Origin of the sequence: Azospirillum sp. B4, assembly GCF_000333275.1 — a bacterium.
GTDB lineage: Bacteria > Pseudomonadota > Alphaproteobacteria > Azospirillales > Azospirillaceae > Nitrospirillum.
The window spans coordinates 10,001-23,316 of sequence record NZ_BACU01000126.1 but is presented as its reverse complement, the minus strand read 5'-3'; the positions used below and the strand labels follow the sequence as shown (position 1 = coordinate 23,316).

15 protein-coding genes and 1 tRNA gene (1 of these 16 cut by a window edge) are annotated in these 13,316 nt (G+C 66.2%); 14 read left to right on the top strand and 2 right to left on the bottom strand.

What is annotated here, in order from left to right:
• From I55_RS06025 to mscL, 6 genes are all read left to right on the top strand, one after another.
• Positions 1-879 (top strand): response regulator (locus I55_RS06025; RefSeq protein ID WP_148293591.1); only part of this gene is annotated, 879 nt, incomplete at its 5' end.
• Positions 876-1,367: a chemotaxis protein CheW gene (locus I55_RS06020; RefSeq protein ID WP_044559593.1), complete on the top strand. Its 492-nt coding sequence runs from the start codon at positions 876-878 to the stop codon at positions 1,365-1,367. The genes I55_RS06025 and I55_RS06020, both read left to right, overlap by 4 nt.
• Positions 1,368-1,420: 53 nt before the next feature.
• Positions 1,421-1,786 carry a PleD family two-component system response regulator gene (locus I55_RS06015; protein ID WP_044559592.1) on the top strand — a complete coding sequence of 122 codons (366 nt, stop codon included), beginning with the start codon at positions 1,421-1,423 and terminating at the stop codon, positions 1,784-1,786.
• 20 nt (positions 1,787-1,806) lie between these two features.
• Positions 1,807-3,027, top strand: a complete 1,221-nt coding sequence (locus I55_RS06010; RefSeq protein WP_044559591.1) for a chemotaxis response regulator protein-glutamate methylesterase — start codon at positions 1,807-1,809, stop codon at positions 3,025-3,027.
• Positions 3,024-3,833 (top strand): protein-glutamate O-methyltransferase CheR, encoded by an 810-nt coding sequence (locus tag I55_RS06005; RefSeq protein ID WP_044559590.1) that lies wholly within the window; start codon positions 3,024-3,026, stop codon positions 3,831-3,833. The genes I55_RS06010 and I55_RS06005 overlap by 4 nt, the downstream gene beginning before the upstream one ends.
• Before the next feature lie 206 nt (positions 3,834-4,039).
• Positions 4,040-4,441, top strand: a complete 402-nt coding sequence (mscL, locus tag I55_RS06000) for a large conductance mechanosensitive channel protein MscL (RefSeq protein ID WP_044559589.1) — start codon at positions 4,040-4,042, stop codon at positions 4,439-4,441.
• Between the two features lie 19 nt (positions 4,442-4,460).
• On the opposite strand, the gene I55_RS05995 is transcribed toward mscL, so the two are convergent.
• Both I55_RS05995 and lipB read right to left on the bottom strand, forming a co-directional pair.
• Positions 4,461-5,153, bottom strand: coding sequence for a hypothetical protein (locus tag I55_RS05995; RefSeq protein ID WP_199902476.1), 693 nt, complete (start codon positions 5,151-5,153; stop codon positions 4,461-4,463).
• A gap of 173 nt (positions 5,154-5,326) precedes the next feature.
• Entirely contained in the window at positions 5,327-6,061 is a 735-nt protein-coding gene (gene lipB, locus I55_RS05990) for a lipoyl(octanoyl) transferase LipB (protein ID WP_083900881.1), read from the bottom strand.
• Positions 6,062-6,261: 200 nt separating this feature from the next.
• On the opposite strand from lipB, the gene I55_RS05985 reads away from it, so the two are divergent.
• From I55_RS05985 to I55_RS05950, 8 genes are all read left to right on the top strand, one after another.
• Positions 6,262-6,346: transfer RNA gene (locus I55_RS05985), tRNA-Leu, on the top strand.
• 244 nt (positions 6,347-6,590) lie between these two features.
• Complete coding sequence (locus tag I55_RS05980) at positions 6,591-8,870, top strand: NADP-dependent malic enzyme (RefSeq protein ID WP_044559587.1); 2,280 nt, start codon at positions 6,591-6,593, stop codon at positions 8,868-8,870.
• A gap of 122 nt (positions 8,871-8,992) precedes the next feature.
• On the top strand, positions 8,993-9,622 hold the full coding sequence (locus I55_RS05975) for a TetR/AcrR family transcriptional regulator (protein ID WP_044559586.1): 630 nt from the start codon (positions 8,993-8,995) through the stop codon (positions 9,620-9,622).
• A complete protein-coding gene (locus I55_RS05970; RefSeq protein ID WP_044559585.1) occupies positions 9,612-10,799 on the top strand; it encodes an acetyl-CoA C-acyltransferase in 1,188 nt (395 codons plus the stop codon). Before I55_RS05975 ends, I55_RS05970 begins: the two co-directional genes overlap by 11 nt.
• A gap of 110 nt (positions 10,800-10,909) precedes the next feature.
• Positions 10,910-11,521 (top strand): 2-hydroxychromene-2-carboxylate isomerase, encoded by a 612-nt coding sequence (locus I55_RS05965; RefSeq protein ID WP_044559584.1) that lies wholly within the window; start codon positions 10,910-10,912, stop codon positions 11,519-11,521.
• Positions 11,521-12,462, top strand: coding sequence for an ion channel (locus I55_RS05960; RefSeq protein ID WP_044559583.1), 942 nt, complete (start codon positions 11,521-11,523; stop codon positions 12,460-12,462). Before I55_RS05965 ends, I55_RS05960 begins: the two co-directional genes overlap by 1 nt.
• A gap of 191 nt (positions 12,463-12,653) precedes the next feature.
• Positions 12,654-12,995, top strand: a complete 342-nt coding sequence (locus tag I55_RS05955) for a hypothetical protein (protein WP_044559582.1) — start codon at positions 12,654-12,656, stop codon at positions 12,993-12,995.
• Positions 12,996-13,099: 104 nt separating this feature from the next.
• Positions 13,100-13,316, top strand: the 5' portion of a protein-coding gene (locus tag I55_RS05950; RefSeq protein WP_044559581.1) for a DUF1489 family protein. Its footprint extends 215 nt past the window's final position; only the first 217 of its 432 coding nucleotides appear in the window; its start codon is at positions 13,100-13,102; the stop codon falls past the right edge of the window.

The window sequence follows — 13,316 nt, the reverse complement described above, 5'->3', positions numbered from 1 at the left end:
GATTTCCGGGGGGGGTGCACGACAACGCCGCCGGCGCCGGAGGGGAAGCAGTCCACCCTTCAGGACGACCGCATGGCCCTGCTGCTGTTCCGCGCCGGTGACGGCGCACCCAAGGCGGTCCCGCTGTCGCTGGTGGCCCGCCTGGAAGACGTCGACCTCAACCAGGTCGAAACCTCCAACGGCCAGCCGGTGGTGCAGTACCGCGGCAAGCTGATGCCGCTGGTGCCGATCGACCCGTCCTGGCAGGTGCAGCGCGACAAGCGCCAGCCGGTGCTGGTGTTCGCCGATGGCGACCGGTCCATGGGCTTGGTTGTGGACGAGATCATCGATATCGTCGAGGATCGCCTGCAGGTGGAACTGGGCACGGAACGCGCCGGCTTCATGGGCAGCGCCATCATCGCCGACAAGGCGACGGACGTCATCGACGCCGGCTTCTACCTGACCCAGGCTTTCCGCGATTGGTTCGGCAACGCCACCGACCGCTTTGAGGATGAGCGCCTGCACAAGGTGCTGCTGGTCGACGACAGCCCCTTCTTCCGCAACCTGCTGACGCCGCTGCTGACCGTGTCCGGTTACAACGTCACGGCGGTGCAGAGTGCCGATGAGGCCTTGGGCCTCTGCGAATCCGGCGAGGATTTCGATGTCATCGTCAGCGATATCGAGATGCCGGGCATGAGCGGGCTGGAATTCGCCCAGGCCGTCCGCGGCAACAGCCGCTGGCAGAACGTCCCGCTGGTGGCCCTGTCCAGCCACGCCACCCCACGCGACCTCGATCGCGGCCGCCAGGCCGGCTTCACCGACTACGTGGCGAAGTTCGACCGTGACGCGCTGCTCTTCACGCTGCAGCAGACCATCTCCGAGACCAAGGGTGCCGCATGAGTACGAACCTGCCCGCCAAGCGCACCGCCAGCACTGAAGTCGCGGTCGTCAAGAACGAAGACTTCGTCACCATGACCATCGCCGACCAGGTGTTCGGCATCCCGGTCCTGCAGGTCCAGGACGTGCTGGGACCCCAGCGCATCACCCGCATCCCGCTGGCCCCGCCGGAAGTCGCCGGATCGCTGAACCTGCGCGGCCGCATCGTCACCGCCATCGATGTGCGCTTGCGCCTGGGCCTGCCGCCCCGTGCCGCCGACAAGCCCGGCATGAGCATCGTCGTGGACCATAAGGGTGAGCTCTACTCGCTGATGGTCGACAGCGTCGGCGAAGTTTTGAGCCTGACCTCAGATGACTTCGAGCGTCAGCCCGCCACCATGGACGCGCGTTGGCGCGAAGTGTCCACGGGTATTTATCGTCTTCGTGAAAATCTTCTCGTTGTGCTTGACGTGTCGCGGTTGTTGAATTTCGCTAATACCGAAGCCGCCTGAGCCTGGGCTCATCCACCGGTGCTTTCGAGCGCTTAGCAACCGAGGTCCTTTGCATGAAGTCCTGCCTGGTCGTCGATGACAGCCGTGTCGTCCGCAAGGTCGCACGCAAAATCCTGGAAGAGCTGGGCTTCACCTGCTCAGAGGCCGAGGATGGCAAGCAGGCCATGGATCTGTGCGCGGTATCCATGCCCGATGCCATCCTGCTGGACTGGAACATGCCGGTCATGACCGGCATCGAATTCCTGCGCCGGCTGCGCAAGATGTCGGGGGGCCATTCGCCCAAGGTGGTGTTCTGCACCACCGAGAACGATCTGGCCCACATACAGGAGGCGCTGTCGGCCGGGGCCAACGAGTACATCATGAAGCCCTTCGACAGTGAGATTATCCAAACCAAGTTCGAGCAGGTCGGGCTTCTCTGACGCCCGGGAACCATAAGATCATGATCGATATCCCCGGACGATCCCAGGCCGCGTCCCCGTCGGCCGCAACGACCGAGCCGTACCGGGTCATGGTCGTGGACGATTCGGCTGTCATCCGTGGCCTGCTGACACGCACCCTGGAAAGCGACAACGACATCCGCGTCGTCGCCTCAGTGGCCAACGGCCAGATGGCCATCAACACGCTGCAGCGTCAGACCCTGGACGTCATCGTCCTGGACATCGAGATGCCAGTGATGGACGGGCTGACGGCCCTGCCGCAGTTGATCGCCGCCGACCCCAACGTCAAGGTCATCATGGCCTCGACGCTGACCGCCAAGAATGCCGACATTTCCCTGCGAGCGCTGCGCGCCGGCGCGTCAGATTATGTGACCAAGCCGTCCTCGACGCGGGAACTGACGGGTGCTGAAAGCTTCAAGGCGGAACTGGTGGCCAAGGTTCGCGCTTTCGCCGAGGCCGCGCGCCGTGCCGATCCATCGAAGGCCACCCCCAGCCGGCCGGTAGCGCCGCGTCCCATCACGCCCCCGGCGCCGGGTGTCGCCCCGGCGCCGGGCGGTACCCCTGCTCCGGCGGCACCGTCGCCGTTCCGCAGCCGCCTGTTGGACCCGGGCCCCGTGACCTTGCGGCCGGCGCCGGACATCCGCCCGGACATCATCGCCATCGGCAGTTCCACCGGCGGCCCCCAGGCGCTGTTCGAGGTGATGGCCAATTTCCGCGGGGGGCTACAGCAGCCCATCGTCATCACCCAGCACATGCCGGCGACCTTCACCACCATCCTGGCCGAGCACATCTCCCGCCAGTGCGGGATCGAATGCGCGGAGGCCAAGGACGGGGAGCCCATCGTCGGTGGCCGCGCCTATGTGGCCCCGGGCGACAACCATTTCCTGCTTGTGTCGCGCAACGGCGTGCCCACGGTGCAACTGACCAAGGATCCGCCGGAAAATTTCTGTCGGCCGGCGGTCGACCCGATGTTGCGCAGTATTGTTAAGATTTATGGGCGTAAGGTGTTGGCGGTCATCCTCACCGGCATGGGGCATGACGGTCGCGGTGGCTGCGACCACGTGGTCCAAGCCGGGGGGATGGTTGTTGGCCAGGACGAGGCTAGCAGCGTGGTGTGGGGCATGCCGGGGGCGGTCGCGACGGCCGGCTTGTGCAGTTCCATCCTACCCTTGAAGGAGATCGGTCCGTTTATCCGCAAGATCGCACTGAGGACGGCGGCATGAAGGTCGAAGACTTCGACATGTTCTGCACGATGCTGAAGCAGCGTTCGGGCTTGGTCCTGACCAAGGACAAGGCCTATCTGCTGGAATCACGCCTCATGCCCGTGGCCCGCAAGTGGAACCTGAAGACGCTGGATGAGCTGGCGGCCACGGTTCGCGCCCGTAAGGACGAAAACCTGCTGAAGGACATCACGGAGGCGATGACGACCAACGAGTCGTCATTCTTCCGTGACCAGAAGCCGTTCGACCAGTTCAAGCAGGTGGTCCTGCCCGCCTTGCTGGAAAGCCGGGCGGCGAAGAAGGCCATCCGCGTCTGGTCGGCGGCTTGCTCCAGCGGACAGGAGGCCTATTCCCTGGCCATGATGCTGTCGGAGGATTCCATCCGCCTGAACGGCTGGCGTATCGAGATCGTGGGCACCGACCTGTCCTCGGAAATGGTGGAGAAGTCGCGCAACGGCATCTACACCCAGTTCGAGGTGCAGCGCGGCCTGCCCATCACCCACCTGGTGAAGTACTTCAAGCAGGTGGGCGACAAGTGGCAACTGGCGCCGCAGATTCGGCAGATGGCCACCTTCCGCGAATACAACCTGCTGACCGATCTGTCGCCGCTGGGCCAGTTCGACGTGGTGTTCTGCCGCAATGTGCTGATCTACTTCGATCAGCCGACCAAGACCAAGGTGCTGGAGGCGATCGCCAAGCAGATGCCGCCCGACGGCGTGTTGTACCTGGGGGGTGCCGAGACCGTCCTGGGGATCACCGACCGGTTCAAGCCCATGGAAGGCCAGCGCGGTCTGTACGTCCTGGCCTGAGAGCAAGGCATAGAGTGTATGGGAAGGGCCGGCCCGGTGACGGAGCCGGCCTTTCCATTTTGACATCCGCCAGCCGGGATATCCATCCGGAGCCATCTACATCCTGTGGGTAGTGACCCCGGAGGGCCCCAGCCTGCATACTGTGCCCGTCAACCCATGAAGCGTCCCATCCAACCGGGGCGCCTGCGGAAGAAGGGGACAGGGCCATGTGGGAAGAATTCAAGTCGTTCATCAGCCGGGGCAACGTCATCGACCTGGCGGTCGGTATCATCGTCGGCGCCGCCTTCACCGGCATCGTCAATTCGCTGGTTAATGACCTGATCATGCCCCCCATCGGCTACCTCATGGGCGGCATCGACTTCTCCAGCTACTTCGTCGCGCTGAATGGGGAGCATTACGCCAGCCTGAAGGCGGCGCAGGATGCGGGCGCCGCCACCATCAACTATGGCGTCTTCATCAATGTCGTCATTCGATTCTTCATCGTGGCGGGAGCCGTGTTCCTGCTGGTGAGGCAGGTGAACCGCTTCCGCACCAAGGCCGTCTCCGCTCCGCCCCGGCAGGAGGCCCTGCTGGAGGAAATCCGCGACCTGCTGAAGGCCAAGGGCTGATTGGGCGAGGCCGGGGCCTTCATCCCAGCAGTTTGGCGAAGGCTCCGGCGAAGCCCATCCAGGCGGCAGTGCCGGCGACCGGTAGCACCATGAACTGGTTCAGGATGACCAGGGGCAGCCCGTAGGCATAGACCGGGTGCGGCCGCCCCCGGGTCCGCCAATCGTGAACCAGCGCGACCACCAGCAGCAGGTCGGCCACCAGGCCCGGGGGGATGGCCACGAAGACTGGTGGTGGCGGCCCCTCCGCCGCGGCGCCGGCGGGTGCCAGCAGCGCGACGAACACGCGCGCGATCGCTGGCTGCATCAGCATGGCCATGAGCAGGACCATGAGGCGCTTGTGCACCTCCGGACGGCGGACCATGGTGATGGCCAGGATGAAGACGGCGATGAGCATCGGCAGCGCCGTCAGCGAAACGGCGGCGAAGCGCCTGGCCTCATCGCCGAAACCCAGCCGCTCGTTCAGGTTCAGGATCGCCACCTGGCCTGCCAGGATGGTGCACACCATCACGCTGAACAGCGCGATTCCGGCCAGGCCCCAACTGCGGTGGTCGGGCGTGCGCCCGCGCGCCGCCAGCAGGGTCTGCGCGAAATAGAATACGCACCAGGAAAACAGGACGAAGCCATGGATGTGGATGATGGCGGGCCTGTGAAAGGTGCCATCGATCACTGGCTTCCAATAAGTCGGGATGAAGCCGCCAAACGCGATCGCCATGAAAGCGGTGGCCATCGCCATGTAAAAGGTGTGGCGGTTGGGTGTGGCAACAGGCCCAGATATGATCGCGGTTTCCATGGACGCCCCCAGCCGATGTCACGCATACCCCATTATGCATTGGCTGAAGAATGGGGTACATCTATCGGTCGTTCAGGTGTCTAACGGATACCCGGTTAGCGGGTGCATGCTTCCATGGCGCGGCCATCGGGGCTTTCGAACACCCCGTTCCACGAGTCGCGCATGACCGCGTCCACCTCGTGCAGGGTGGCCAGGTGTCCCAGGGCATGCATGGAAGTGACGCCATACTGCGTGATGCCACAGGGGACGATGCCGCCGAAATGGCTAAGGTCCGGATCCACGTTCAGGGAGATGCCGTGGAAGGTCACGCCCCGGCGGACACGCACGCCGATGGCGCCGATCTTGTCCTCCTGCCCGGCCAGCCCGCCGTAGGGTTGCTTGTCCACCCAGATGCCGACCCGGCCGCAGCGCCGCTCCCCCTTGATGTTGAACTGGGCCAGGGTGCGGATGATCCATTCCTCCAGGTTGGTGACGTAGGCATGGATGTCGGGCCCGCGTTTCAGCAGGTCCAGCATGACATAGGCCACGCGCTGGCCCGGCCCGTGATAGGTGTACTGCCCGCCGCGTCCCGTCTGGAACACGGGGAAGCGACCGTGGTCCAGCAGGTCCTCCGTCTTGGCGCTGGTGCCGGCGGTATAGAGGGGCGGATGCTCCAGCAGCCACACCAGTTCCGGGGCGGTGCCGGCGCGGATGGCGGCCACCCGTTCCTCCATGGCGGCCACCGCCTCCGGGTAGGGTACCGGCTGGTCGCTGATGCGCCACTCCGGCCCGGTCAGGGGGGCGCCTTCGGGTGCGGCTTGGGGGGCGGCGTCGATCGTGGTCAGGGGCATGGGGCGGCGCTTACCTGTCGTGTGAAGGCGATTTTCCGTCGCCCTCGTGTGCGGTGGGCGGCGGGGGTCCAAGAGGCCACATCTTTATATAGTGGTCCCGATCCCGTTTGAGCCACACGGGGGCTTGCTATGGGATCGGCGATTTGCTATTCCCCCGTTCACCCGTTGGCAAGCCCTTGCCGACGAGGTTCTGACATGATGCGGTCATGGCGGAATTGGTAGACGCGCAGCGTTGAGGTCGCTGTGGGGCAACCCGTGGAAGTTCGAGTCTTCTTGACCGCACCATCACCTGAAAGGCCGGACCGCCCTGGTTCGGCCTTTCGCGTTTTCCGGACAGGCTTTAGCGGAAGCGACCGCATGGCTGCGTGGTGCGCCCAGGCCGAATGCGCCTTATTCCCCATCGCCTCTGGACAATGCCGGGCCCTGGGGCCTAAGCAGGAAGAGGTCTGAATGGTTGCGGCGGTGGCGGAAACGCGGGCGGCCGCGGTGCCGTTCGCCGTTCCAGTCCCCCGCAGAAGAGACCGGCCCCATGTCCGACGAGTTCCGCGAAGCCGCCCTTGACTATCACCGGCTGCCGACGCCGGGTAAGATCGCCGTCACGCCGACCAAGCCCCTGGCGACGCAGCGTGACCTGGCGCTGGCTTACTCACCCGGCGTGGCCTTCGCCTGCGAGGCCATCGTGGCCGATCCGGCCGAGGCCAGCCAGATGACCTCGCGCGGCAACCTGGTCGCGGTCATCACCAATGGCACCGCCGTGCTGGGCCTGGGCGACATCGGCCCGCTGGCAGCCAAGCCGGTGATGGAGGGCAAGGGCGTCCTGTTCAAGAAGTTCGCCGGCATCGACGTCTTCGATATCGAGATCGACGAGAAGGATCCCGACAAGCTTGTCGACATCATCGCGGCGCTGGAGCCGACGTTCGGCGGCATCAACCTTGAGGACATCAAGGCGCCGGAATGCTTCTACGTTGAAAGCAAGCTGCGCGAGCGCATGAAGATCCCGGTCTTCCATGACGACCAGCACGGCACCGCCATCATCGTCGCCGCCGCCATCACCAACGCGCTGAAGCTGCGCGGCCGCAAGATCGACGAGGTCAAGCTGGTGGCCAGCGGCGCCGGCGCCGCGGCCCTGGCCTGCCTGGACCTGTTGGTCGACATGGGCATGCCCGTGGACAACATCTGGGTCAGCGACATCAAGGGCGTGGTCTATGACGGCCGCACCGAACTGATGGACCCGCGCAAGGCCCGGTACGCCAAGAAGACCAATGCCCGCACCCTGGACGACATCATCGATGGCGCCGACATCTTCCTGGGCCTCTCCGCCCCGCGTGTGCTGACCAAGCCCATGGTGTCCAAGATGGCCGGCCAGCCCGTCATCCTGGCGCTGGCCAACCCCACGCCCGAGATCATGCCGGAGGAGGCGCGTGAGGCGCAGCCCGGCGCCATCATCGCCACCGGCCGCTCCGACTATCCCAACCAGGTCAACAACGTCCTGTGCTTCCCCTTCATCTTCCGGGGCGCGTTGGACGTGGGCGCCACCCAGATCAACGAAGCGATGAAGATCGCCGCAGTGAAGGCCATCGCCAACCTGGCCATGGCGGAGCAGCATGACGTGGTGGCCGCCGCCTACGGGGACCAGTCCACCGGCTTCGGCCCGGACAACATCATCCCCAAGCCCTTCGACCCGCGCCTGATCCTGGAGATCGCGCCGGCCGTGGCCAAGGCCGCCATGGACAGCGGCGTGGCCACGCGGCCCATCACCGACTTTGACGCCTACCGCGAGCGGCTGTCGCAGTTCGTCTTCCGCTCCGGCCTGCTGATGAAGCCGGTGTTCTCCCGCGCCAAGCAGGCGCCCAAGCGCCTGGTCTATTGCGAGGGCGAGGAGGAGCGCGTGCTGCGCGCCGTGCAGTTCGTGGTGGACGACGGCCTGGCCAAGCCCATCCTGATCGGCCGCCGCGATGTGGTGGCCCGCCGCATCGAGAAGCTGGGCCTGCGCCTGCAGCTGGATCGCGACGTCGACCTGGTCGACCCGCAAAACGACCCGCGCTACGCCGATTACTGGCAGAGCTACCATGGCCTGATGGAACGCCGGGGCGTCAGCCCGGACCGTGCCCGCCAGGTGGTGCGCGCCAACACCACCGTCATCGGCTCGCTGATGCTGCGCAAGGGCGACGCCGACGCCATGATCGCCGGCACCGTCGGCCTTTATGACTGGCACCTGAAGCATGTGCTGGACGTCATCGGCCTGAAGCCGGGCACCACCATCCCGGCGGCCCTGTCGGTGCTGATCCTGCCCAAGGGCACCTTCTTCCTGGCCGACGCCTATGTGACGCCGGAGCCGACGGCCGACCAGATCGCCGCCATGACGGCGCTGGCGGCTGAAGAGGTGCGGCGCTTTGGCGTGGTGCCCAAGGTGGCCCTGCTGTCGCACTCCAACTTTGGCAGCCATGGTGACGCCTCGGCCCTGACCATGCGCGCCGCCCTGGCCAAGATCGAGCAGCAGTGCCCGACGCTTGAGGTGGAGGGTGAGATGCACGCCGACAGCGCCATCTCCGAGGACATCCGCCACCGGGTCTTCCCCAACAGCCGCCTGAAGGGCACGGCCAACCTGCTGATCATGCCCAGCCGCGACGCCGCCAACATCTCCTTCAACCTGCTGAAGACCCTGGGCGAGGGCCAGCCGGTGGGGCCGGTGCTGCTGGGCGCCGCCCAGCCGGCCCATATCCTCACCCCCTCGGTCACCGTGCGCGGCATCGTCAACATGTCGGCCCTGGCCGTGGTCGATGCCCAGATGCATGAGGCGGGGGAATAAGCAAAGCCTACGCCGCATAGCCAAAGCGTGGAGCAGGGCCCGCCGGGAGTGATCCGGGCGGGCCCTTTGCCTTTTTGTCCTCACCTTGACAATAGCACGATCGTTCGTTTAATTTTCGCCCCATGAGCAAGGGTGTACGCACACGCGCCGCCATCCTGGGGGAGGCCTTGAGCCTCACCAGCACGGACGGCCTGTCAGGCCTGACCATCGGGCTGTTGGCGGAGCGTACCGGCCTGTCCAAGAGCGGGCTGTTCGCCCATTTCGGTTCCAAGGAGCAGTTGCAGGTGGCGGTGCTGGAGGAGGCCCAGGCCTGCTTCACCACCCATGTCATCCGCCCGGTGCTGGATCTGCCCCGGGGCCTGCCGCGGCTGGAGGCCTTCGCCGAGGGCTGGTGGACCTGGAACCAGAAGCCGCCCTTTCCGGGGGGCTGTCCCATCCAGGCGGCCAGCCTGGAGTTGGACGACCGGCCGGGTCCGCTGCGCGATGAGATCGCGGGGGCGCAGCGCCGCCTGCGCGCCTTCATCCGCCAGGGGGCCGGCATGGCGGTGGCGGCCGGGCATTTCCGGGCCGATCTCGATTGCACCCTGTTCGCCTTCCAGATGGTGGGAATCGCCTTCGCCCAGACCATGACCTGCCGCCTGCTGGGCGAGCCGGAGGGCCTGGATTTCGTCCGCCGCGCCTGGCGTGCCCAGGTGGCGGATGCCCAACGCACGACACAGACTAAAACGGGAGAGATCAGCCATGACCAGTGATCCGATTGTCATCGTCAGCGGCGCCCGCACCGCCATGGGCGGAATGATGGGCGACCTGTCCGGCTTGCCGGCGGCCCAGTTGGGGGCGGCGGCCGTGAAGGGCGCGGTGGAGCGTGCGGGCCTCGGCGCCGACGCCATCGACGAGGTGGTGATGGGCTGCGTGCTGCAGGCCGGCCAGGGCCAGGCGCCTGGCCGCCAGGCGGCGCTTGCCGCCGGCTTGCCGCAGTCCGTGCCGTGCAGCACGCTCAACAAGATGTGCGGCAGCGGCATGAAGGCGGCCATGGTCGCCCATGACCTGCTGGTGGCTGGCAGTGTCGACATCGCGCTGGCCGGCGGCATGGAAAGCATGTCCAACGCCCCCTACTTACTGGACCGGGCGCGCGGTGGCTATCGCTATGGCCACGCCACCGTCTACGACCACATGGCGCTGGATGGGCTGGAGGACGCCTACGACCGCGGCCGCGCCATGGGCACGTTCGCCGAGGACACGGCAGCCCACTATCAGTTCACCCGCGACATGCAGGACGCCTACGCCATCGAAAGCCTGCGCCGGGCCAAGGCGGCGGTGGAGAACGGCTGGTTCGACGGTGAGACCGTGGGCGTGACGGTGAAGGGCAAGGGCGGCGACGTCGTCATTACCCGCGACGAGCAGCCGCTGAAGGGCAAGCCGGAGAAGATCCCGACCCTGAAGACACCCTTCCGCAAGGACGGCACGGTGACGGCGGCCAGCAGCGCCAGCATCAGCGATGGCGCGGCGGCATTGGTGCTGACCCGCGCCAGCGTGGCTGAGAAGCGCGGCCTGCGGCCGTTGGCCCGCATCGTCGGCCACGCCAGCCACGCCCGCGCGCCCAACTGGTTCACCACCGCGCCCATCGGCGCCATCGAGACCCTGTTCGCCAAGACCGGCTGGTCGGCCCGCGACGTCGACCTGTTCGAAATCAACGAGGCTTTCGCCGTGGTGCCCATGGCGGCGATGCGGGACTTCGACATCCCGCACGACAAGGTCAACGTCCATGGCGGCGCCTGCGCCTTGGGCCATCCCATCGGCGCCTCGGGCGCCCGCATCATGGTGACCCTGCTGGCGGCCCTGCAGCGCTATGATTTGACGCGCGGCGTCGCGTCCTTATGCATCGGTGGCGGCGAGGCCACGGCGGTGGCCATCGAACGCCTGAACTAAACGCGCATCCAGTGGCTGGATCTCATCCAGCCGACAGGCATACTGGCGGGCGGCCGTGCCGAGGGGTGCGGCCGCCCGAATGCCATAAGAAAAGGTGGGAGGCAGTCCCGATGACCACGCCCGCGCAGCCCCTGGATTTCTATTTCGATTTCGCCTCGCCCTACGGCTATTTCGCCGCCATGACCATCGATGAGCTGGCGGCCCGTCACGGCCGCACCGTCGCTTGGCACCCCATGCTGCTGGGGGCGGTGTTCAAGACCACGGGCGTCAGCGCCACGGTGCTCCGGCCTTTGCAGGGGGATTACCTGCGCTATGATGTCGTGCGCTCCGCCCGCTACTATGGCCTGCCCCTGACTTGGCCCACGGTGATGCCGATCAACGCGGTCGCGCCGTCGCGCGCCTATTACTGGACGGTGTCCCGCGACGCCGGCCTGGCGCGGGCCTTGGCGAAGGCGCTCTACCGCGCCCACTGGCAGGAAGGCCGGGACATTTCCGGAATCGACGCGGTGGCGGATGTCGCCGCCGGCATTGGCATCGATGCGGACGCGCTGCGGTCCGGCGTGCAGGAGCCGGCGGTGAAGGAGGCGCTGCGTGCCGCGACGGATGCGGCCATGGCGCGGGGCGTCTTCGGCTCCCCCTTCATCTTCGTGGACGGGGAAGGGTTCTGGGGGGCTGACCGGCTGGTGCAGGTGGAAGGCTGGTTGGCGCGGGGCGGCTGGTGATGCGCCCGAACGCGATAGCCCGCCGGCGCAGCAAGCGCTCCCTGCTGACGCCCATCATCCTGACGGTGGGATTGCTCAGCCTGATCGCGCTGACCATCCAGGGGGCCGACCCCGGCCTGATGGTGACGTTGCTGGGCGCCGTCGTGGTGGTGGTTGGGACCTGCCATCTGCTGTTCCCCGGCGGCCGCTTTTTCACCATCGGCCTTGCCAACTTCATCGGCATCTACGCCATCATCTTCCAGTTCTTCGTCGAGGCGCATTTCTCCCAGCTGTCCCCGGCCTTGCTGGGGCTGGGCTTCACGTTGCCGCTGGCCGCCTTTCTGGCGGGCGTGGTGCTGCGCCGGGCTGGCATTCGCGCCATCGTCCAGCCCCAGGGGGGGCAGGGGCGGCGTGACCTGCGCCGCTTCGGCCGGGCTTTCGGCTGGGTGGTGCCGCTGGGACTGGTGGGGGCGTCCACCTTCCTGTTGGCGCCGGACACGCCACTGAACGTGGTGCGCGACGCCTTCCTCGCCGCCATGGGCTTCATCTCCTTCATCGTGCTGTTGGTCAGCTACGACGTGGTGGTGCTGTTGCTGGAGATGGGCCTGCTGTTCGAGGAGTTCTTCGAGCAGGTGGCTGGCCTGGCGGAACCGGCTTTCGCCTTCTTCACCTTCTACTCCCTGCTGGTGATCATCTTCGCCGCCCTCTACACGGTGGTCGACCGCTACGCTCCGGGGCATCAGTTCATGATCGCCGGCACGCCGCAGAAAATCGGATTCGCGGAGAGTCTCTATTTTTCCGTCGTCACCCTGTCGACCGTGGGCTATGGCGACATCGTGCCGGTGGGCAGCTTCATCCGCGTGATCGTGGCGGCGGAGGTGGTGGTCGGCATGTTGTTGTTGCTGTTCGGTTTCAACGCCATTTTCAGCTATTCCAGCAGCCGCCGGCCGCCAGAGCGGTAAGGTCCGGCGGCGGTACATGCCCCGGCCATTAGGATGGTGGAAACATCGCTGGTGCCCGCGTCAAAAAAGTCTTAACGCTTCTCTGGTAGGGGTGGGACCTGAAAGCCGTGTGGGGCAGGGGGTGGTCGCTTTGCGCGAGCGCCGCCGGGGTCACTCCGACGCGGAGCCTGAAACTTGAGGGGCGGGAAGCCGTGAGCCGGTCGATCGAGGGCGTCACCAACTGGATGCATCTGTTCCGCTGGATCGTGAAGCTGATCCGCGACGACTATGGCGTCGATGAGAAGATCCTGACCCGCACCGCCGTGCTGGAGACCGACTGCGGCCTCAGCATCGAACAGGTGGAGGAGGTGCTGGACATCGTGGCCGACAGCTTCGCCATCCGCTTCCCCCAGGGCACCCTGGACGAGGTGCTGAAGCTGGAGGAATTGTGCCTTCTGGCCGCCTGGCTGAAAGGCATGTTCAAGCGGCCGGAATTCATCTCCGACGGGTTTGAAGCCAAGTGCCGGTCGATGAACGCCACGGCCAGCGCTTAGGTTTTGCTCCTGAAGCCCGGCGCGGGTCTGTGACGCCGCGCCTTGACCCCCGGGCGTAAGCCCGTAGTCTCTCAAGCCCTGACGTGATCCGGTTTGTTGAGACCATGACCCTGCACATGCTGCGCCTCGCCGTGGGCGCCCCCGATCTTGCCGACATGCGCGATTGGCGCACCCGCAACCAGATGGATTGGCACGGCCACCGGGTGGTGCCGACCTATACCCGCCGCATGCCCACGCGCACGGCGGAACTGCTGGACGGTGGTTCGCTCTACTGGGTGGTGAAGGGCATCCTGTGCTGCCGCGCCCGTTTCGTTGGTTTCG